The 18,313-nt window shown below is 42.5% G+C and carries 25 protein-coding genes; 14 read left to right on the forward strand and 11 right to left on the reverse strand.

Going from position 1 to position 18,313, the window contains the following annotated elements:
• The first annotated feature begins 80 nt into the window (after positions 1 to 80).
• Positions 81 to 473 (forward strand): DUF1259 domain-containing protein, encoded by a 393-nt coding sequence (locus BOD01S_RS01335; RefSeq protein WP_036154915.1) that lies wholly within the window; start codon positions 81 to 83, stop codon positions 471 to 473.
• Positions 474 to 860: 387 nt separating this feature from the next.
• On the opposite strand, the gene BOD01S_RS01340 is transcribed toward BOD01S_RS01335, so the two are convergent.
• Genes BOD01S_RS01340 through BOD01S_RS01350 form a run of 3 tightly spaced genes read right to left on the reverse strand, consistent with a single transcriptional unit; the run spans position 861 to position 2,262 of the window.
• The gene (locus BOD01S_RS01340; RefSeq protein WP_052124850.1) at positions 861 to 1,190 is read right to left on the reverse strand and encodes a BRCT domain-containing protein; all 330 of its coding nucleotides are present in this window, start codon (positions 1,188 to 1,190) and stop codon (positions 861 to 863) included.
• Between the two features lie 5 nt (positions 1,191 to 1,195).
• A complete protein-coding gene (gene lepB, locus BOD01S_RS01345; protein ID WP_233153109.1) occupies positions 1,196 to 1,765 on the reverse strand; it encodes a signal peptidase I in 570 nt (189 codons plus the stop codon).
• 26 nt (positions 1,766 to 1,791) lie between these two features.
• A complete protein-coding gene (locus tag BOD01S_RS01350) occupies positions 1,792 to 2,262 on the reverse strand; it encodes a DUF4306 domain-containing protein (RefSeq protein ID WP_052124851.1) in 471 nt (156 codons plus the stop codon).
• A gap of 297 nt (positions 2,263 to 2,559) precedes the next feature.
• Between BOD01S_RS01350 and BOD01S_RS01355 the strand changes: the two genes are divergently transcribed.
• The 5 genes from BOD01S_RS01355 to BOD01S_RS01375 all read left to right on the forward strand — a co-directional run bounded on the left by BOD01S_RS01355 (position 2,560) and on the right by BOD01S_RS01375 (position 5,750).
• Positions 2,560 to 2,871, forward strand: coding sequence for a YunC family protein (locus tag BOD01S_RS01355; protein ID WP_407655984.1), 312 nt, complete (start codon positions 2,560 to 2,562; stop codon positions 2,869 to 2,871).
• A gap of 211 nt (positions 2,872 to 3,082) precedes the next feature.
• Positions 3,083 to 3,535 carry a LytTR family DNA-binding domain-containing protein gene (locus BOD01S_RS01360; protein WP_036154919.1) on the forward strand — a complete coding sequence of 151 codons (453 nt, stop codon included), beginning with the start codon at positions 3,083 to 3,085 and terminating at the stop codon, positions 3,533 to 3,535.
• The gene (locus BOD01S_RS01365; protein WP_052124852.1) at positions 3,532 to 3,954 is read left to right on the forward strand and encodes a DUF3021 domain-containing protein; all 423 of its coding nucleotides are present in this window, start codon (positions 3,532 to 3,534) and stop codon (positions 3,952 to 3,954) included. The genes BOD01S_RS01360 and BOD01S_RS01365 overlap by 4 nt, the downstream gene beginning before the upstream one ends.
• Positions 3,920 to 4,909 carry an ABC transporter ATP-binding protein gene (locus BOD01S_RS01370; protein ID WP_036154921.1) on the forward strand — a complete coding sequence of 330 codons (990 nt, stop codon included), beginning with the start codon at positions 3,920 to 3,922 and terminating at the stop codon, positions 4,907 to 4,909. Before BOD01S_RS01365 ends, BOD01S_RS01370 begins: the two co-directional genes overlap by 35 nt.
• Positions 4,872 to 5,750: an ABC transporter permease gene (locus tag BOD01S_RS01375; protein ID WP_036154923.1), complete on the forward strand. Its 879-nt coding sequence runs from the start codon at positions 4,872 to 4,874 to the stop codon at positions 5,748 to 5,750. The genes BOD01S_RS01370 and BOD01S_RS01375 overlap by 38 nt, the downstream gene beginning before the upstream one ends.
• A 117-nt stretch (positions 5,751 to 5,867) precedes the next feature.
• Here BOD01S_RS01375 and BOD01S_RS01380 read toward each other — a convergent pair whose 3' ends face one another.
• Both BOD01S_RS01380 and BOD01S_RS01385 read right to left on the reverse strand, forming a co-directional pair.
• On the reverse strand, positions 5,868 to 6,212 hold the full coding sequence (locus BOD01S_RS01380) for a DoxX family protein (protein WP_036154924.1): 345 nt from the start codon (positions 6,210 to 6,212) through the stop codon (positions 5,868 to 5,870).
• A 258-nt stretch (positions 6,213 to 6,470) separates the two neighbouring features.
• The gene (locus tag BOD01S_RS01385; protein WP_036154926.1) at positions 6,471 to 7,319 is read right to left on the reverse strand and encodes a DUF2268 domain-containing protein; all 849 of its coding nucleotides are present in this window, start codon (positions 7,317 to 7,319) and stop codon (positions 6,471 to 6,473) included.
• Between the two features lie 108 nt (positions 7,320 to 7,427).
• On the opposite strand from BOD01S_RS01385, the gene BOD01S_RS01390 reads away from it, so the two are divergent.
• Positions 7,428 to 7,682, forward strand: coding sequence for a hypothetical protein (locus BOD01S_RS01390; RefSeq protein WP_036154928.1), 255 nt, complete (start codon positions 7,428 to 7,430; stop codon positions 7,680 to 7,682).
• Positions 7,683 to 7,783: 101 nt separating this feature from the next.
• Here BOD01S_RS01390 and BOD01S_RS01395 read toward each other — a convergent pair whose 3' ends face one another.
• Positions 7,784 to 8,923 (reverse strand): zinc-dependent alcohol dehydrogenase, encoded by a 1,140-nt coding sequence (locus BOD01S_RS01395; RefSeq protein ID WP_036154930.1) that lies wholly within the window; start codon positions 8,921 to 8,923, stop codon positions 7,784 to 7,786.
• A gap of 142 nt (positions 8,924 to 9,065) precedes the next feature.
• Between BOD01S_RS01395 and BOD01S_RS01400 the strand changes: the two genes are divergently transcribed.
• From BOD01S_RS01400 to BOD01S_RS01415, 4 genes are all read left to right on the forward strand, one after another.
• A complete protein-coding gene (locus BOD01S_RS01400; protein WP_036154931.1) occupies positions 9,066 to 9,914 on the forward strand; it encodes an MBL fold metallo-hydrolase in 849 nt (282 codons plus the stop codon).
• 291 nt (positions 9,915 to 10,205) lie between these two features.
• The gene (locus tag BOD01S_RS01405) at positions 10,206 to 11,285 is read left to right on the forward strand and encodes a type III polyketide synthase (RefSeq protein WP_036154933.1); all 1,080 of its coding nucleotides are present in this window, start codon (positions 10,206 to 10,208) and stop codon (positions 11,283 to 11,285) included.
• Positions 11,286 to 11,289: 4 nt separating this feature from the next.
• Complete coding sequence (locus tag BOD01S_RS01410; RefSeq protein WP_036154935.1) at positions 11,290 to 11,823, forward strand: isoprenylcysteine carboxyl methyltransferase family protein; 534 nt, start codon at positions 11,290 to 11,292, stop codon at positions 11,821 to 11,823.
• Positions 11,824 to 11,952: 129 nt separating this feature from the next.
• A complete protein-coding gene (locus BOD01S_RS01415; protein ID WP_036154937.1) occupies positions 11,953 to 12,330 on the forward strand; it encodes an SET domain-containing protein in 378 nt (125 codons plus the stop codon).
• Positions 12,331 to 12,531: 201 nt separating this feature from the next.
• Here the strand turns inward: BOD01S_RS01415 and BOD01S_RS01420 are convergent, their stop codons facing one another.
• Both BOD01S_RS01420 and BOD01S_RS01425 read right to left on the reverse strand, forming a co-directional pair.
• Positions 12,532 to 13,578: a DUF4030 domain-containing protein gene (locus BOD01S_RS01420; RefSeq protein ID WP_036154939.1), complete on the reverse strand. Its 1,047-nt coding sequence runs from the start codon at positions 13,576 to 13,578 to the stop codon at positions 12,532 to 12,534.
• On the reverse strand, positions 13,559 to 14,080 hold the full coding sequence (locus BOD01S_RS01425; RefSeq protein ID WP_036154941.1) for an RNA polymerase sigma factor: 522 nt from the start codon (positions 14,078 to 14,080) through the stop codon (positions 13,559 to 13,561). Before BOD01S_RS01425 ends, BOD01S_RS01420 begins: the two co-directional genes overlap by 20 nt.
• Before the next feature lie 71 nt (positions 14,081 to 14,151).
• Between BOD01S_RS01425 and BOD01S_RS23165 the strand changes: the two genes are divergently transcribed.
• Positions 14,152 to 14,406, forward strand: a complete 255-nt coding sequence (locus BOD01S_RS23165; protein ID WP_052124853.1) for a hypothetical protein — start codon at positions 14,152 to 14,154, stop codon at positions 14,404 to 14,406.
• A 375-nt stretch (positions 14,407 to 14,781) separates the two neighbouring features.
• A complete protein-coding gene (locus tag BOD01S_RS01435; RefSeq protein WP_407655985.1) occupies positions 14,782 to 15,195 on the forward strand; it encodes a hypothetical protein in 414 nt (137 codons plus the stop codon).
• A 213-nt stretch (positions 15,196 to 15,408) separates the two neighbouring features.
• Here the strand turns inward: BOD01S_RS01435 and BOD01S_RS01440 are convergent, their stop codons facing one another.
• From BOD01S_RS01440 to BOD01S_RS01450, 3 genes are all read right to left on the reverse strand, one after another.
• Positions 15,409 to 15,693 (reverse strand): hypothetical protein, encoded by a 285-nt coding sequence (locus BOD01S_RS01440; RefSeq protein ID WP_036154945.1) that lies wholly within the window; start codon positions 15,691 to 15,693, stop codon positions 15,409 to 15,411.
• 410 nt (positions 15,694 to 16,103) lie between these two features.
• Positions 16,104 to 16,463: a VOC family protein gene (locus BOD01S_RS01445; RefSeq protein ID WP_036154947.1), complete on the reverse strand. Its 360-nt coding sequence runs from the start codon at positions 16,461 to 16,463 to the stop codon at positions 16,104 to 16,106.
• Between the two features lie 136 nt (positions 16,464 to 16,599).
• Complete coding sequence (locus BOD01S_RS01450) at positions 16,600 to 17,340, reverse strand: DUF2087 domain-containing protein (protein WP_036154949.1); 741 nt, start codon at positions 17,338 to 17,340, stop codon at positions 16,600 to 16,602.
• Between the two features lie 168 nt (positions 17,341 to 17,508).
• On the opposite strand from BOD01S_RS01450, the gene BOD01S_RS01455 reads away from it, so the two are divergent.
• Entirely contained in the window at positions 17,509 to 18,282 is a 774-nt protein-coding gene (locus tag BOD01S_RS01455) for a Cof-type HAD-IIB family hydrolase (RefSeq protein ID WP_036154958.1), read from the forward strand.
• Positions 18,283 to 18,313: the final 31 nt, after the last annotated feature.

Genomic DNA, 18,313 nt, shown 5'->3' on the forward strand with positions numbered 1-18,313 from the left:
AAAACGATTTGTTTTGAATATTCTAGGGTGCATTATTTTGTTCATACAATAAGACATAATCAAAGGAGAGTGTGTCTTACATGGAAAATTTCCAATCGATTTGTAACCAATTTGCTCAAATCGTTAATGGCAAGCCCACAATAAAAAAAGGCGGTTGTTCTGTAGAATTGGAGAGAAAGTTTCATTTAACTATTCAAGGACGTCCTAGCCGCAGTGCTTTGCCAGCCGGTATAACTTTCGAATCTTTAGACTATGAAGGTAATGCACTCAATCTTGGTGAAGTGGCTGTTCGCCAAGAGGAATTGCCTGCATTTGTAAGAGCTCTTGTAAAAAACAATTTGATCGTAAGTGCCATTCATAATCATTGGATTTTTACAAATCCGACTACCCTATATGTACACTTCCAATCAATAGAATCTCCTTTAACCTTTGCCAAAAAATTTGCCGAGGCTTACAGACTATTAGAGAAATAATGAATGTTTTTACGGAATAATTTGTTTCATTTTCAAATTTTTTGTTAAAGCTCCCGCAGCGTCATATTATACACTCCTTCTTAGGAGGTGATCTCCATGAAAAAAACACTTTCAATGGAAAAATAATATGTTTGGTAAGATTGATAAAAATCATCTTCAATCAATGGAATTTAACAAAGGGGCAGAGGAAATTTTTACTTCTGTTAATAGCATGATACATGACATTTCATCAGCTACTAGCAAACGAAAATAGCAGGATTGGCAGGCACTCACTGGTGTCTTTTTTTTATGAATATAAATGCTCTGTAGCAAAAAAGACTGTCCAGTTACTGGACAGTCTTTTTGTTCTAATTTGTCTATTATACGATGTACGGAGCGTTACTCCCCTCACCTTTCCTCAAAAGAAAGAATCCAATAAAAATCCTCTTCCTCGATGATTTGGATATCGGCACCGAGGCTAATCAACTGCTCAGCTTTTATTTGTTTTGCGCTTTTGCTTTTCCGCTCCTTGCCTACAAAAAGAAAATCGGTTTCTTTTGTAACAGCTCCCTGTATAACAGCTCCGCAGGCTCTTGCCCGTTTTGCCGCTTCAACCCGTGTCATGCGGGAGAGTGCACCGGTAAACACGATTTGCTTATTTGCAAGCGGGTGTATACGGTGTTCCGTAGGGCTTGTCAGGAAAATAGTGTTGCTATCTTGCATCTTAAACTCGCTCATTTCTATTACTCTTTGATTACTTTTGCATGATCAAACGGCCAAAAGACGACGCTTGCCCTGCCGACGACCACATCTGCTGATACAAAGCCGACTTCCGGCTTGCGGCTGTCAAGGCTTCCTCTTCTGTTGTCCCCCATTACGAAATAATGGCCTTCCGGAACAGTGGACTGTCCGAGCGATTCCTCCAAGGTAAAGTCTCTCGTTAATGGACCTCCATCAGTCAGCTCATCTTTATACTCATCCAAATAAGGTTCATCATACCGCTTTCCATTGATCCATAGCTCATCGTTTTTGTACTCAATATGGTCACCGGGCAGGCCGATAATTCGTTTAATATAGTTTTCGTTCTTTGCGGTTTTAAAGACAACAACATCAAACCGGTTATAGTCAAATAGCCTTGGACCAAGCTTATTTAAAAGCACATAATCTCCATTTTCGAAAGTCGGCATCATCGAAGCGCCGCTCACTGAAGCGGGCGTCACGAGGAAAAGCCGTATAACGACAACAGCTATAACCGCTATACCAATCGCTTTGACCCACCCGAACAGCTCTTTTTTATTCATATTTTTATCCATATTCTCACCTCATATGCTGGCTCCGTTTATATATTTGCCTCTCGAACGAGGTTTTTCCCTGCTATTATAGCATACACGCCTGATATGACTGCTGTAATGGCGAAAAGAGAAACAAACCATCTGCTGCCAGAAGACGTTGCCTCAAGGAAAGCCCCCGCAGCACCAAATGATATAATAGTTACAATACTAAAATAAAGAACTGCCTTCCGCTTTCTCAAACGCAGCAGCATAAAACCGCCTATCATCGCAATATACAGGACACTTGCTATCATGACCACCGGAAAGAACGGCTCGTGCTTTGCTGCAAAATAAAAATAGTCAAATGGCGAAATATCGGCAGCATGTTGTACGTCCCTTCCGAGCAAGCTTGTGATCGGTGTGGAATAGCTCCACTCCCACGAATTGTCGGCCAGTGCGCTCCCCTCATAGAAAGCAGCAAAGGCAGAAGCAAGAAATACCGCGCAACCTGCAATAACCTGAACAAAGTACTTATACATAGCGCACTCTCCTTTCCTATTTCTTCCTTCTATTACCAACGCTTGAACTTGCGAAAAGTTCCCATTTCCTCTCGATTATTATGTGCTTTCTTCCTTCGATGGACCACTTTTGCACCTGCTGCATATGTTTACATAGAGGAGCTGACCTGAGCGTGTTAATGATGCTGTTACTGACTGCGGTTATACGAGGAATATTGGCTAAATGGAGAGCTTTCTCTATTCGTTCATAACGGGGCTGCAGGCACGGCATCCACGCTTTTAGGTGATTTTCTGCCGTTTGAGCATCTAGATGAAAGGATGAAGTGTTTGGTTACGATCGAGACGTTGGAAATTGAAGGGCACCCTTTTACTGCTGTCACCGTCGCATTGCCGAAAACAACATTGCTGACGGTTTCCAATGATAATGGCTATATTATGTGCGGTGCTTTAGATGTCGGACTTTTAAATAGCAAGCTGGCAGACCGGCGGATTTTGGCCGGACGCGCGGTCGGTGTGAAAACGATTGAGCAGCTGCTGGAGGCTCCGCTTGAGTCCATTACGATTGAAGCGGAGGCAATCGGCATTTATCCCGGTATGACCGGAAAAGATGCGCTATTGAAGATGATTTAACTTTTTATACAGGAATTATAGACGTCCTTTATGTGGCAGACAGCCCGTTTAGGACGTCTTTTATTTCATGATAATAAATCCTCCTACTTGAACAAAACACCTCTTATCGCCTCTAATTGACCGCTTATAACGATTTTTCACCCTTTCATTTTATTTCCCTGTAAACGGAAAATCCAGATGATATAGTTAAGATAACCCGGGGGAGGTTTTTATGAAAATACATGTCAAAATAGAAAAACAATACGAGGAAATTGAAGTACATCTGTATGCGAATGCTTATTCAGATGAAGTAGAACGAGTAATGAAACGGCTGAAAACACCTGTTACGACAACGATCGATGGGTATAAGGAGCAGGAAATTTATATGTTGAAAATTGAAGATATTTATTCCGTATATGCAGAAGGGCCAAAAATCTTTTTCCAGACAGAAGAAGAGGAATTCGAATCCAAAAGAAAGCTATATGAGCTGGAAGAATTATTATCTGAACAGTTTACACGGGTGAATAAGTCGACACTTATTAATACGAACAAAATCGCCTCGATACAGCTTGGGAGATTCGGTACCCCTACTCTTGTTCTAGATAACGAAGTAACGGTTGCTGTTAGCAGAAACTACTTAAAGCCGTTAAAACAAAAACTTGGAATTGGGAGGAATGCACGATGATCATTAAAATAATCCGTTCCTGCCTGATCGGTCTATTAATCGGTCTCAGCTGTTCCTATGTGCTGATTACAATTGATGCTGTAACAAATCCGGATGCTGTACTAAATGGAGGCAATTTACTCGAACAGCTGCTTATTGCAGCGGCAATGGGGATTGCGATCGGCTTTGTCACATTGATATTCGACACAGCGTTCTTTTCCTTACCTGTTCAGCTTTTGATTCATCTGTCCTTTGTTACTCTTTGTGTATTCATCGGTGGAATAGTCGGTTCGTGGTTTTCCGATTTTTCCTCGTTCCTGCTTGTCTTCCTGAACGAGCTGATCATTTATGCACTTGTATGGTTTTTCATCTTACTTACGACGAAACGAGAGGTTGATGAAATCAATGAATATTTACAAAGCCGAAAACGAATTAAATAAAACGAAACCGATTATTGATGTCCAGGGGCTTGTAAAAAACTACAACACGCATCAGGCAGTAAAGGGTATCTCCTTTCAGGTGAAACGAGGCTCCTTATTTGCCTTCCTTGGAACAAATGGTGCCGGTAAATCAACGACGATTGAAATATTATGTACGCTGCTTGAGAAAACTTCCGGCACAATAAAAATTAACGGAATCTCATTAGGAACACGCAAAAATAATGAACTGATCCGAAAATCTATCGGTATCGTCTTCCAGCAAAGCCTGCTTGATGAGAAGCTGTCCGTAAAAGAGAATATTCTGCACCGCGGCCGTCTGTATGGCTTTACAAAGCAAGAGCTAATAGAAAACTGGCACTTTGTTAAGCAGGCTCTGCATTTGGAAGAAATCGAGCATCAGCAGTACGAAACATTATCAGGTGGGCAAAAACGCCGCGTAGACATTGCCCGCGCAATCATCCATAAACCGGACATCCTGTTTTTAGATGAACCGACGACAGGGCTTGATCCACAGACACGCCTTTTTGTGTGGGATACGATTAAACAGCTTCAGAAGGAATTAAACATGACGATCTTCCTCACAACCCATTATATGGAGGAAGCAGCCGTTGCAGACGAAATTGTAATCATGAAAGAAGGAAAAATCATTGCAGCCGGAACTCCTCACTCGCTAAAAGAACACCATGCAAGTGATCAATTATCCATCACCTTTTTAGAGGAGACAATCGGCCGCCACCTTCTACTTGAAAAAGGGCTGTCTTTTACAATGAAAAACGGCATTTTTACGATAAATGTTCCTTCCACTTTAGAAGCACTCCAGCTTTTAAAGGAATGGGAGCCTTCGATCCATGCATTTGAAGTTATAAAAGGCTCTATGGATGATGTATTCATTCGACTTAACAAGGAGGAAATTGGCGATGAACAGCTTATTGAATTTAGTCATTCGGCACAATAAATTATTCCGCCGGGACCGGATGCTTGTCTTCTTTTCTCTTTTAACGGTCATCATCGTCATTTTGTTATATGCGATTTTCATTCAAAAAACGCAAATCGATGCAATCGAACAGCTTGTCACAGCTACACCGGATATTAAAAACATGGTGAATGAATGGATGGTAGCCGGTCTCCTCTCCATTATGACCGTTACCTCTACCCTTGCAGCTTATGGTATTGCGATAAAGGATATGGAGACAAAGGTGCTCGCCGATTTTCTGACGGCCCCTATCACCCGTGCAAAGCTTCAGCTCAGCTATGTTATCAATGCTTTTTTTATCGGTTTTGCACTTTCCCTTTTTGGATTGATCTGCTGTCAGCTCTTTTTAGTAGCTGTAGGCGGAGAATGGTTTTCACCGGGCAAAATTAGCATGCTGTTAGGCGTGGTGATTCTTTCTGTTACACTCAGCAGCGTCTTCAATCTATTTTTCACATTGCTTGTTACGACCCAAACGTCCTTTTCCACATTAAGCACGATTATCGGGACATCGATCGGCTTTTTATGCGGCGTCTACGTACCACTTGGCTCTGTTCCTGAATTTGTCCAAAAAATCATCATGCTTTTTCCAATCAGCCATACGACCGTTCTCTTCCGCGAGATCCTTATGCGTGAGTCAATCGATACTGTTTTTAAGGGGAATGCTGAAGCAGCCAGCTCCTATGAGGTTCACTTTGGTGTCCATTATGAATGGGGCAGCACATTGATCACCAATAGCTACAGCCTTCTATTCATCACGCTATCTATTATTGTTTTCACGCTTTTATCTTTATTTCTTTACAGCAGGCTGCCAAAGCGGTTCTAACCACGAAAAAAAGGCTCCCTATTCACCCTGCGGTGGCCACATCCGCATGTCACCATCCTCGCCGCAAAGGAGGTATCCCAGAAAATCTTCTCGGACACCTCCTTTTCTATTTGCCTATTATAAAGAAAATAGAAATAAAAAGAGTACAAAAACAAAGAGGACGATAATCGGCAGCATTTCCTGCATATCATCCTTTACACGGACATGTGTAAAGATCGCACCAATGCATATGCAGAACAGAAGCAGCAAACCGTAAAGTGCTAACCCTTGAATGAGCAGTCCCATCAGTAATAGCAGACCAGCGATCATTTCGAGAAATCCAGTCAGCACGAGAAGCCAGTAAGGCAGCCTCCATTTGATGAAAGCTCTCCGGAAGGCGCGGTTACCGGATATTTTCCCAAAACCTACATAGACGAAGACTGCGCTTACTAGTATTTGGATAACCAACGTTACCTGTTCCATGTTGTCACTCCTGAATTCGTCAATTACACCTCGGTATCACGGTGTTTCCCGAGACTTATACTTCATTATCCATAAGCAGCTGGATACCTGCCAAAACAGTCAATCGTATTGACTCTGCCGCTCTCGTCATAAAAGATAACAGTAATAGAATAAAGGACATCTACCTAGCGGGAAGTATCCTCTTTCCCCTTTTATATCTTATGCAATAGTGGAAACAGCAGGCGGGCAGTAAGCAGATTCTCTTATTTTTTACTCCGTCTATTCTGGTCGTTCCGAAAAACTGGAACCATTAATAATCTCGTCCGAGGAGAGCTTATATAGCTTTTCCTGACTGATTGCTTCATTTTGCTCTAAATACGACTTTACGAGCCGGTAACCGGTGCTATAGCCGCCCCATGGGGGTATTCTCCTTCTTCTATCTCCATATAAATAAGGGCGGTGATTTCCTACTCCTATATTGTCAAGCGCCGGAACAAAATGCTGCTTCCATATTTCTTTTGCTTCCGCTTCTGAATAACGCTGGGCCCACGGGGAAAGCCACTCTTCGCCATAGAGCTCCTCCACCGCCGCTTCCGCCATGCCTTCAATTACAAGCGACTCCTTCAACGAATGCTCTGCTGGTGAGGATCCGAGAAAAGCAATTCTGCAAATATGGTGGTATTCATGGGCGAGCAGCGCATAAAATTCATGTTCCGTAAGCTCCGGCGCTACAAATAAGAAAAGGACATTTTTATAAGCTACCCCATTTTTATTTGCCATGCTGCCGCCTATTGACGGTCTTTTTCTGGTTAAGGGATAGATATAAATTTCAGCCTCCGGACCATTCCATAACTTTTTGAGACGATTATATTCTTTTTCAGCGAGTGTCCATAGCTCTTTCTTTTCCAGCTGCATTACTATATCCATTAGCTCTGCAGAATCCCTAGGTTCGTATAAACCATTTTGTAACAGCTCGTAGTATATTGCTTCCGGCGGCGTTTCGGGAAATAAAGCTAAAAGCGGCTTCGTGATGACGTCCCGCTGGATAGACGCTATGAATGTTCTCGGCTTCCCCTCACCTTTTTTGCAGATCTTCTGCAAAGTTCTTTGAGTCTTTTTGACAGCCATTCTATTCTCATCCTTTTTCACAGTATATGTACTAGACGCTTAGCACGTGTCTATCAGTATTTTCAACATATAGTAATAAGTAGTTTAAGGTAAAAGGAGGGTAGATTTATGGGTCAATATAATGATATGTACAATATGTGCTGTCAATATCATGGTAAACGGGTTCGCATTACCGACAATCAAGGAAAGGTCCATGTAGGTACGATCACTCGTGTCGATAGAAGACAGGTTTGGCTTATGCCTGATAGAGGGATGGGCGGTTACGGCTTCGGATGGGGCTGGGGCTACGGCGGCGGCTTCGGTTATGGTATCGCACTAGGTGCTATTACAGGTATCGCTTTAGCAGGAGCATTCTTCTGGTAGACTCCCCCTATTTTAAGGGTGAATATAAATAAAGCTCTCGGATGATTTGAACTAAAGAAGAGATCCCCCTCTCCTTATCAAATCATCTGAGAGCTGTTTTTCTAATTTTTCAAAACAAACTTGATGCTTTTATCCTCATGATCGTGGAACATACGGTAGGCATCGCTCGCCTGTTCAAGCGGCATACTATGTGTAATGATTTCTGTCGGATCGATTTTTCCTTGGACAATCATATCATACAGCATCGGCATATAGTGGACAGCAGGAGCCTGCCCTGTTTTTAGTGTAACATTCCGCTCAAAAATATTGCCAAGCGGGAACATATTATAATTCAGTCCGTATACACCTGTCAGCTGGATAGTACCGAATTTACGAACAGCTTTCCGGCCGATTTCAATCGCACTTAGTGAGCCGCCGTGCATTTTCAGTTTTTGACCCGCTTTTTCAAGCAGCGACATTTTTCCGTCCATTCCTACGCAGTCAATGACGACATCTACGCCGCCGCTTGTAATTTCACGGATATGGTCACCGACATCATCGAATTTATCCATATTAAAGGCTTCGACTTTATTCGTACGCATCGCATGCTCTAAACGGTAATCGAGCGGGTCTACAGCAATCACCCGGCTTGCCCCCTTCATCCATGCAAACTTCTGCACCATTAAGCCAATCGGGCCTGAGCCAAGGACAGCGACCGTATCGCCCTTTTTAACACCGGCATGCTCTACACTCCAGTAGGCTGTCGGCAAGACATCTGATAAGAATAATAATGCCTCATCCTCCAGTTCGCAGGATTCCGGCACTTTAAACGGGATAAAATTGCCGTATGGTACACGCAGAAGCTCTGCCTGACCGCCCGGATAATTGCCATAGCGCTCCGTATAGCCGAAATAAGCTCCTGAATCAAGTGCAGGATTTTCATTTGCATTATCGCACTGGCTTTCCATTTCATTTTTACAGTAGAAACATTCGCCGCAGGAAACATTAAACGGAATGACGACACGGTCGCCTTTTTTCACGCGTGTTACTTCGGGACCAACTTCCTCGACAATCCCCATTGGCTCATGTCCGATAACAAATCCTTTTGTTGTCGGGACAGAACCGCGGTAAATATGCAGGTCTGAACCGCAGATGGCCGTAGTCGTAATACGTACGAGAATATCATCCGGTTTTTCAATCTTTGCATCTGGTACATCTTTTACTTGGACATCCTGTGCCCCTTGATAAGTGACTGCTTTCAATTTTATCCCTCCTACAATTAATCTAGCCACCCTATTCCCCAAACATCCGCAAATCTAACGTCAAATGAACGAATCCGTGTTTAGGAATAAGAAATTCAGGAAATGCAAACATATATAGTATCCAGGAAAAGGAGGGTTTATCATGACAAAAGAAATGGAGTACGGAGATGACTATAAATACATTCCGATGACTTCGCTGTTAAGTATGATCGGACAAGCAGTGACGCCGGATATTTATTGTTTTACGATTCAAATAGTCAATGTATGCTTTGTGGGAGACTCCGGCAAAAATGACGGCTGGACACTCATCGATGCAGGCATGCCCCGTTCGGCACAAGCAATTATCGAAGAGGCCGAAAAACGTTACGGACAAGGGACAAAACCGAAAGCAATTATCCTTACGCACGGCCACTTCGATCATGTCGGGGCGATTGTCGAATTGCTGGAACACTGGGACGTACCTGTATATGCACATCCATCCGAAATTCCGTATCTTACAGGAATGCAGGACTATCCAAAGCCCGATCCTTCAGTTGGGGGCGGCCTATTGGCACGAATATCACCGTACTATCCAAATGAAGCGATTAACCTTGGCGACCGCGTGAAACCGCTGCCTGCAGATCATTCGGTTCCTACGATGCCCGGTTGGCAATGGATTTATACGCCGGGTCATGCTCCGGGACATGTTTCCTTTTTCCGGGAAGCAGACCGCGCGCTGATTGCCGGAGATGCATTTGTGACAGTCAAGCAAGAATCGCTCTTTAAAGTGCTCGTGCAGGAAAAGGAAGTGAACGGTCCGCCGAAATATCTCACGACTGATTGGGAGAAAGCGCGAGAATCGGTAAGAACGCTTGCAGCATTAAATCCGTCTGTCGCCGTGACAGGTCATGGCATGCCAATGTCAGGTGAAGAGCTGGCAAACGACTTGACGACATTAGCAAACGAGTTTGACCAGCGCGCCATCCCCGAGCAGGGACGATATTTGGAATAGGCATAGTTACACCTTCAACTACCGGATAGTTGAAGGTGTTTTCATTTTCCTAAAGCTTTCCGGCACAAGTTTCCTCTCTTTCCCCGTTTAACTTTTGGCTGCAGGTGGAACTTGTACGGTATACGATCATAGGTCTTTTATGCGCTATGGATATATTCTATTGCGCAGGAAACCTCTTATTTTATTTATGGGGCACCTCACCTGCCCCTTCCTATGAATACCGTAGTCGTATATTTTCCAACTTCTTTCAATATATTGAGAGAAAGTACTTGTTTATAAGGAGACTAGTCCATGCCGAAAATCGCTTCTGTTGGTACATACAAACCGCCATACCCGTTAGCTCAAAAAAATATCGAGCAGCTGACGAAGGAACTTTTTCAAGATAAAATTCCCAGGCTCGAACGCCTGCTGAAAGTATTTGAGAACGGCCAGATTGAAAACCGCAATTTCTGCGTTCCTTCTGAGTGGTATCGCGAGCCTCATACATTTGAAGACCGCAATGATCTGTACATTCGGCTTGCTGTGGAATATAGCGTCAACGTCATTCGACAATGTTTAGGAAACCAGGCTTTTTTAAATATGCCCGTTTCCACGGAAGAAATCGATGCGATTATCTTCGTCAGTACAACCGGCATTTCCACACCGAGTATCGACGCACGCGTCATGAATATTCTGCCGTTTTCTGACCGGACCGTACGACTGCCGATTTGGGGGCTCGGCTGTGCAGGCGGAGCGGCCGGGGTGAGCCGGGCATATGATTATTGCAAGGCACATCCAGATGCAAAAGTCCTTGTTGTTTGTGTCGAGCTGTGCAGCCTGACATTCCAGAAGGATGATTATTCGAAAAGCAACCTTGTCGGAACCTCCCTGTTTGCGGACGGCGCAGCCTGTGTGCTTGTTTGCGGTGACGAAGCAGTGATCCCGCAGGACAAGCCGATGCCGTATATTCACGGATCAGCGTCTAAATGGATGCCCGACTCTGAGGATGTGATGGGATGGGATATAAAAAACAACGGACTCCATGTCGTTTTCTCCAAAAGCATTCCGATGATTATATCGAAATGGCTTGGACCGTTCATTCATGAGTTTTTAGGAGAACACGATATATCGGCTGAGCAGATTGACCATTTCGTTGCCCACCCGGGAGGAAAAAAAGTGCTCGCCGCTTATGAGGAAGCCCTGCAGTTACGTGAAGGCCAGACAAATGTATCCCGCGATATTTTGAGAGAAAACGGCAATATGTCGTCCCCTACAGTTCTTTATGTACTGGAGCAGTTTATGCTGCAGAAAAACGAACCGAATACGTATGGGCTGCTCGTTGCACTTGGCCCCGGCTTCAGCGGAGAAGCCGTCCTGCTGGAATGGAGGTAATGATTTGATTTTCTTTATCATTCTGTCACTTGTCATCATACAGCGCCTCTTGGAGTTAGTCATTGCGAGAAAAAACGAAAAGCGCATGCTTGCAAAAGGAGCATATGAGGTCGGCGCGAATCATTATCCTTACATGATTGCCCTGCATACAGGGTTTTTCATCAGCCTGATTATTGAGGTTGTCTTTTTCGACCGCGGTCTTTCACCTTATTTTTTATGGCTGTTCATTCTGTTTATAGCAGTACAGGGACTGCGGATCTGGTGTCTTGCCTCGCTCGGCCCGTTCTGGAATACAAAAATCATTATCCTGCCGGGTGCCAATGTTGTCGCAAAAGGACCGTATCTTTACATCCGCCACCCGAATTATTTGATCGTCTGCATTGAGATTGCGCTTATTCCCCTTATGTTTGGGGCCTACTTTACAGCGATAGCCTTTACGATACTGAATTTACTTATGCTCTCTGTACGCATTCCAACCGAGGAGAAAGCACTGCGTGAGCTGACAAACTACAATGAGGTTTTCCAGCCAAAAAACTAAATGTCGACCGAAAGCAGATTTTCCGCTTTTGGCCGGCTTTTTTTGCAGTATTGAACGTAATAAAGAGCTTTCTAAGCAAATCCGTGTTACAGTTAGATAGAAAATTTGCAAGAGAACAAGGAGACTAACATGATCGAGATAAAGACATCTCCACTAAGTGATGGAGAATTTAATAGAGGGGTATTCGCTGTATGCGATATCAAAAAAGGAGAGCTCCTGCATGAAGCGCCAGTCATTGCTTATCCGAATGAACAGCACGAATACATAGAGAAGACTCTTCTCGCCGATTACGCCTTTGAATACGGGATCGGCCGTTCTGCCATCCTGCTCGGCTATGGTATGCTGTTCAATCACTCCTATGAGCCAAATGCAACGTACGAAATCAATTTTGAAAACCAGACTTTCGACTTTTTCGCTTTCACGGATATAAAAGCCGGCGATGAAATTCTTATTAATTATAATGGGGATGTCGATGATATGGACCCGCTATGGTTTAATGAGGAATAAGAAATGATGTTGGGTCATCAGTTAGGGCGAGTATCATGACATTTCGATGTGAGCCCCATAGACACTATACTTTACAATCAATAATGATTTTGGAAATAGAAGTCTATTCTTAATATCCCAATAAAAACAGAGCCTTTGCAGCACATGCAGCATCGGCTCTGTTTTTTCGTGTTCATTTATTCTTCTATCTTTCCTTCTATCCTAATTCGTCACTTCAAGGAATGGTGTTTTATCCTTCAGTAAAAGTTGAATCGTATAGGCATCATTCTGAATAATTTCCGCTGTTTCAGGTGCAGCGAGATATTTCTGGACTGCCTCTTCGATTTCCCGGATCAGCTCTCCGCCCGGCCGTTTTGTAAAGTCCGTTTTCAGCCAGACATACGTGTGGCCTTTTTTCACCTTATAGGATAGACCCGACACCTGGTAGGCGGACTTTCCAGCCATTGCATCATAAATATCGCTTGCTATCATTCCCCAGCGATTGTCCTGCTGGCGGTGTGCAAGATTAAACGTCTGCACTTCGATACCCTTGACCTTTATGTCTCTTTCTTTGAATTCCTTTTTCATATCGGCAACAATTTTATCTGCTTCTGTAATATGGTCCGGCATATCGAGCGTGGCTGTATAGGCAGGTTCGGTTTTATTCAATCCAATCCCCAGCTGTGCTGCTTCTTCTGCATAACCATACGCTGTGAAAATCTCAACAGCAATCTCATTAATCTGTTCCAATAAAATACCTGTCTCATCCGCATCTTCGTAGGAAGGCATTTCCTCCATTTCGGAAAATACCAATTCATATTGGTCATAGCCATTTTCGTTTAAATACGTCTCCACAAGCGGCGTAAGATGATCTTGTGCGTCCTTCAATGTCCCTCCATCTAGAATAAGATTGATTTCAATTGTGTATGGTGATGGTGTGACACCTACTGAATTCAGCATATAGCCTTCTTTTTCGACCATTTCATAAAGATCCCTCGTTATATTCGTACCCCCTCCGTCTGACAAACTAGAACGGATATCGAGTGGTAAAATCTTTGACGCAATACCAGCCATCGTCGTGGAATAAAACGGCGATGTCAATACGAGTAAACAAACTGCCGCCACCGCCCAGACATATTTTCTCCCGTGATTCTTGCGAGGTGCAGCCGCGTTCTGCAGCACCCGTCTCTTCAGCTCACCCTTCGCTTGGGACTTTACTTGCAGATCCTCACCAAGTTCCTTCAATTGTTCATCTAAGGTAGATTTCATTTGTGACCCCCCTTTTCATTAACTCATTTTTCAGCTCCACCAGTGCTCGCTTAAGCGTCATCTTCACTTTACTTTCAGACCAGTGCAGGATATCTGCCGTTTCCGCTGTAGAAAACTCCTTTACCTTGCGCAGAATGACGACATGGCGGTATGTAGGCTTTAATTGCTGAATTGCCCGGTACAGCTGCTCATGCTGATCATGCAGCTCCATCATCTGTTCAGGTAGTGGCCGCCAATCTACCTCTGCTGATGTCAGTCCCAAATAATGCTGCAGCGGATGTTTCTTTCGAAAAAAATCAGTCGTTACATTATGAGCAATCGAGAACAGCCACGTTTTCACAGAGGCTCTTCCTTCAAATTGCTGCCGGTTCCGGTACGCCTTGATAAACGTTTCCTGTGTCAGATCCTCCGCCTGCTGGTAGTCCTTCACCATCATGACGATATAGGTTAGAATCGACTCACCGTACTCATCAAACCACACCGCTATTTCCTCATTTTCCATTCTCTTCACCTCTTATCTATTTGTTTAGACGTAAATATGTTTTTGGTGGTCACACTTTTATTCTTTTATAAATGATTTGTTACTCGTCAGGCTGTTTTCTAAATGATACTTCAATTTCAACTTCGGTTAAGAGAGATAGTATAGCGGATATACTGGGCCCAGAATTTGATGTAAACATCACTTTTACAGATGGAAGTAAAGAGGGCTATCATCTTTGGGTAGAAGAAAAAGGGCAGCAAAGCACCTTGGGGAATGTGAAGGATTCAAACACTGTGTACGCTGTCCCTGAGGAAGTAACTGATTGGTTTGTTGAATTGCTAAAATAATATGGCCAAACATCTCACAGCTAATCGGGAGAATCGATATTCTTGTAAATGCCTCATTCCCCTTCCTTGATAGTTATTGCGTCGAATTACTCAGTATATCTAAATGGTGTCGCAAAAATTCAGGATTATCCTGTTTTTGACACAAACGATTTTTTTGAAAATTGATTCATAGGAAAGAACCTTTTCTTCAAATAACTTGTGGTGACGTTATTCTATCAAGAAAGTGGCTTCTTTTGTAAGTTTAGATATAGTAACGCAAAATATTTTATCATTTTACTTTGAGAGGAAGATGAAAACTATGAAAAGATATAGCCAACTCATCATTGCCGATTACCCTTATTCTTACTTTTATGTTATAGTTATCTAAAGGAAGTGATGGTTTTGAAAAAGATAACTGGATTAATTTTTATTTTATTCGCTAGTATTATATTATCCGGATGTTCAGATATCATAGATGATCCCGATGTTGAAATTGCTATTAAACAAGATACCGGAAACGGAAGTATTGAATTATTAACGCCAAAGATTACAACAAAAGATAATCAATTAGAATTTATAACTGAGGGCATTGATGAAAATAAAGTGACCTATATTTTTGTTGCAAATAAAAAAGTATTTGAACAAAAAATAAAAAATGATACACCCTACAAACTTAACATTATGGATATCAAAGATGCTCACAGAACAGACTACAAGCCAAAAGTACAACTTTTTCAAACGATAGATGATACTGAAGATGGAGATATAGTAACGTTTAAACAAGTTCGGTATACAGTTGAAAAAGATTAATTTTATAGTTATTTAATTTCAATTTGATTAGCAAAAATAAATCCAAATACCAACTTATTGAATTATCCTGCCTACGTTAGTTAAGTAAAACATCCATAAGCTTTTCGCTCCCAACCATGAAATTAAATTATTTACACAGAAAAAAGTCCCCAAAGCGGGACTTTTGGTCTTTTGCTCTTAATGTTGTAACCCCATATGAACCCCAGTAAGAATTTATTTTTTATTTTTTAATTCTAAAAATATAGGAGTTATATTCAGCAGGATAGATACAATTGTCAGAAACCATAACGCCCTTTCCATAGTAGGTACAACATCCAATAAAGCTGACCAATCTTCAACTTTTACCCAATCTGATACAAGACTGTATTCTGAACAAAGTGTTAAAGCTGTAAATGATAGTCCTACCGCCATAGCAAGCTTATAATCCTTTCCCGCTTTATACATAAATAGATTTATAAATGTTGCTGCTATTGCAATAAGACCTAATATTAACCACATAATGATACCTCCCTCATAGTTTTATTAAAGATTAACGTTTGAATGAAACTACAAATCAAGGGAATTTCTAATAAGTTAAATAATTCCTTTTATTATAGACTGTTTTTATGTTAGTAAGTTCCTAAATCTTCGTTCAACAGCACTGATAGGTACTCCCCATTCTGCGGATTTTTCGCATGCATTTTGTAAATGGGCAGCTCTAAAAAATCACCATTTGAACATTCATATTTTCCACTTTCGATGCAATACACTACGGCTTATCAAGGCCGGCCATTACTTCTTTTATTTTGTCCATTGTTTAAATTGCATGTTGTCCCTCCTTATTATGTATGAAGAGAAACTCGGGTCACAAACAACATAAAAAAGCATGATTCCTCATGCTTTTACCTTCTTATTAACCGTTTCTTAGCTTACCCACCGATAAGCACAAATACATTGCCGTCTGGTGCCTCCATTACGGCAACATGACCGCCGAGCGCGTTCGGAAACGGTGGACGGATCCATTTCACTTCCGCATTGTCCTTTAATGAATCATACAGGGCCCGCACATCCTCTACCCGAATTTCAGCTTCCATCATATCCAGATCCGGATTATTCTTTAGCACAAGCTCTGTATTTCCTTCTGGAAAGCCCAATCCGACAAGGCGCCACTTCTTGCCCTCATCCTGATAAGTATCCCATGCCTTTTTTAAGCCCATTGTTTCATAAAACGCAATGGATTTTTCAATATCCTCTGTATAAATCGCCACACACTCAACTTTCTTCCACATTTTATGTACTCTCCTTCCTCGAAAACAAACATTTGTTCCTATAACTTATTTTACCTTTTATAGTTATAAAATACAATAAAAAAACTGATACGGAATTTCCCGTATCAGCTTCTTCTACGCCATCTGCTAAATCAGTCTAGACTTCCTTCACCCAATACGTTGCCCCGTCATTGCTGCGGTCCATAAAGCCGTACTCGATTAAGTACCGGCGGATCGTCACAAAGTCGGAGTACGCCGTTTTCAGCACTTCATTGACTTCTTTTTCTGTATACTGTCTTCCTATGTCAAATCGTTTCATGATTTGCTGCAGGATGACGATTTTACGTTTTTCCTTACTTGGGAATGTTTCAATCGCCCCGCCCAGTCCGTTTTTAAAATAGGTTTCCAGTATTTTATCCTTTTCATCTGCCGTAATGGCATAGCGTTCGTCCATCATTGTCGCCCCCTTGTGAATCGGTTCGTAGTGCTTTGTCGGCTCCAAGTTTGCCATGATTGCAAGCAGCATCTTCGCCTGCCGCTCCTTTTCCTTCAGCTTGAAGCGATGCTGGCGGATTGTCGATACACTATTCGCTGAAGTCCGTTCGACAACTTCCTTATCATGGAGTCCGCTATGGAACAGCTGCAGGAGCTCTGTCTGTATTTCCGATAAGCCTGTATGCCGCTTATCCAGCCCAATCAGTGCATCAAAAACGGAACCATGCTCACTTTCAATATGATGCTCCGCGGCACGCTTTGCTTGAAAAAGACGTCCGTTAATCGAAAATATTTCCTCGATATCAAAGCGCTCATTACAGAACAGGCATTGATACGCCGTGTTATCGGCTGTTTTTTTATATCCTTTTGTCAGTTCCTCTACTGAAGCTTCATCAAAATTCATATCCAAACACCCCTTATGTAAACAATTATAATTTATGTTTATTAATTAGTAAACGCAATTTATAAAAATCATTCTATTAACCTATTCATTCTTCTTTTCCTATCACGCAAATCTTCCTTTATAATTAAAGGAAATTAATTACAGGCAAATGAAAAGGAGAAGATGGAAGTGTCCTATAAAATTGTTTTCTTTGATGTGGACGGTACATTAATTGATTACAGCAAGGGGGTTATATCAGCCACAACGATCACTGCCATTCACCAGCTGCTGGACAAAGGGATAAAGGTAGTCGCTGCTACAGGCCGGCCGCTGTCCATGTGTACAGAGCTGCAGCAGCTTGGGATTGATACATTCATTACCGCAAATGGGGCCTATGCGAAGCATCAGGAAACCGTAATATTTTCTTCCGTTTTGGATCGTAATATAACTGAAGCCATCCAGGAATATGCAAAACAAAAAGGGCACGCGCTATCTTTTTTTACTGAAACGCTCACAATGAACGGTATCCAAAACACCTCTACATTACGTGCCCTCCAGCAGACGCTTTCGTTACACGATTATCCGGAGGTCGATCCCTTCATTATAGAAAAGGATATTTATCTTATGTGCCTTTATGCGGAGCACCATGTTGTGGAGGAATACAAAGCGGCGTTTCCTCACCTCCTGTTCGAGCAGTGGCATCCTACCATTGCGAATGTTCTGCAGCGAGAGGTGTCGAAAGCAATTGCAGCAAAAGCAGTACTGGAATACTTCGGCTTTAAACCTGAGGAGGCCATTGCTTTTGGTGACGGAGAAAATGATATAGAGCTGCTCGGACTTGCGGGCTTCGGAGTGGCGATGGGCAATGGCAGTGATAAACTGAAACGTGCAGCAGACTTTGTGACAAAGGACTGTGACAAGGACGGCATCGCCTTTGCCTTAAAGGATTTACAGCTTATTTAAGACGTTATATAACAAATAAAAAAGCGTACTC

Source organism: Lysinibacillus odysseyi 34hs-1 = NBRC 100172, assembly GCF_001591965.1.
Taxonomy (GTDB): Bacteria; Bacillota; Bacilli; order Bacillales_A; family Planococcaceae; genus Lysinibacillus_B; species Lysinibacillus_B odysseyi.

Coding starts and splice junctions, on each gene's coding strand:
- BOD01S_RS01335 (WP_036154915.1), top strand. CDS start 81: ATGGAAAATTTCCAATCGATTTGTAACCAATTTGCTCAAATCGTTAAT.
- BOD01S_RS23165 (WP_052124853.1), top strand. CDS start 14,152: ATGATTTGTTACTCGTCAGGCTGTTTTCTAAATGATACTTCAATTTCA.
- BOD01S_RS01340 (WP_052124850.1), bottom strand. CDS start 1,190: ATGAGCGAGTTTAAGATGCAAGATAGCAACACTATTTTCCTGACAAGC.
- BOD01S_RS01425 (WP_036154941.1), bottom strand. CDS start 14,080: ATGGAAAATGAGGAAATAGCGGTGTGGTTTGATGAGTACGGTGAGTCG.
- BOD01S_RS01445 (WP_036154947.1), bottom strand. CDS start 16,463: ATGTGGAAGAAAGTTGAGTGTGTGGCGATTTATACAGAGGATATTGAA.
- BOD01S_RS01370 (WP_036154921.1), top strand. CDS start 3,920: ATGAATATTTACAAAGCCGAAAACGAATTAAATAAAACGAAACCGATT.
- BOD01S_RS01450 (WP_036154949.1), bottom strand. CDS start 17,340: ATGAATTTTGATGAAGCTTCAGTAGAGGAACTGACAAAAGGATATAAA.
- BOD01S_RS01360 (WP_036154919.1), top strand. CDS start 3,083: ATGAAAATACATGTCAAAATAGAAAAACAATACGAGGAAATTGAAGTA.
- BOD01S_RS01390 (WP_036154928.1), top strand. CDS start 7,428: ATGGGTCAATATAATGATATGTACAATATGTGCTGTCAATATCATGGT.
- BOD01S_RS01405 (WP_036154933.1), top strand. CDS start 10,206: ATGCCGAAAATCGCTTCTGTTGGTACATACAAACCGCCATACCCGTTA.
- BOD01S_RS01375 (WP_036154923.1), top strand. CDS start 4,872: ATGAACAGCTTATTGAATTTAGTCATTCGGCACAATAAATTATTCCGC.
- BOD01S_RS01350 (WP_052124851.1), bottom strand. CDS start 2,262: ATGTATAAGTACTTTGTTCAGGTTATTGCAGGTTGCGCGGTATTTCTT.
- BOD01S_RS01435 (WP_407655985.1), top strand. CDS start 14,782: ATGGTTTTGAAAAAGATAACTGGATTAATTTTTATTTTATTCGCTAGT.
- BOD01S_RS01385 (WP_036154926.1), bottom strand. CDS start 7,319: ATGGCTGTCAAAAAGACTCAAAGAACTTTGCAGAAGATCTGCAAAAAA.
- BOD01S_RS01420 (WP_036154939.1), bottom strand. CDS start 13,578: ATGAAATCTACCTTAGATGAACAATTGAAGGAACTTGGTGAGGATCTG.
- BOD01S_RS01365 (WP_052124852.1), top strand. CDS start 3,532: ATGATCATTAAAATAATCCGTTCCTGCCTGATCGGTCTATTAATCGGT.
- BOD01S_RS01380 (WP_036154924.1), bottom strand. CDS start 6,212: ATGGAACAGGTAACGTTGGTTATCCAAATACTAGTAAGCGCAGTCTTC.
- BOD01S_RS01400 (WP_036154931.1), top strand. CDS start 9,066: ATGACAAAAGAAATGGAGTACGGAGATGACTATAAATACATTCCGATG.
- lepB (WP_233153109.1), bottom strand. CDS start 1,765: ATGGATAAAAATATGAATAAAAAAGAGCTGTTCGGGTGGGTCAAAGCG.
- BOD01S_RS01415 (WP_036154937.1), top strand. CDS start 11,953: ATGATCGAGATAAAGACATCTCCACTAAGTGATGGAGAATTTAATAGA.
- BOD01S_RS01355 (WP_407655984.1), top strand. CDS start 2,560: ATGAAGTGTTTGGTTACGATCGAGACGTTGGAAATTGAAGGGCACCCT.
- BOD01S_RS01440 (WP_036154945.1), bottom strand. CDS start 15,693: ATGTGGTTAATATTAGGTCTTATTGCAATAGCAGCAACATTTATAAAT.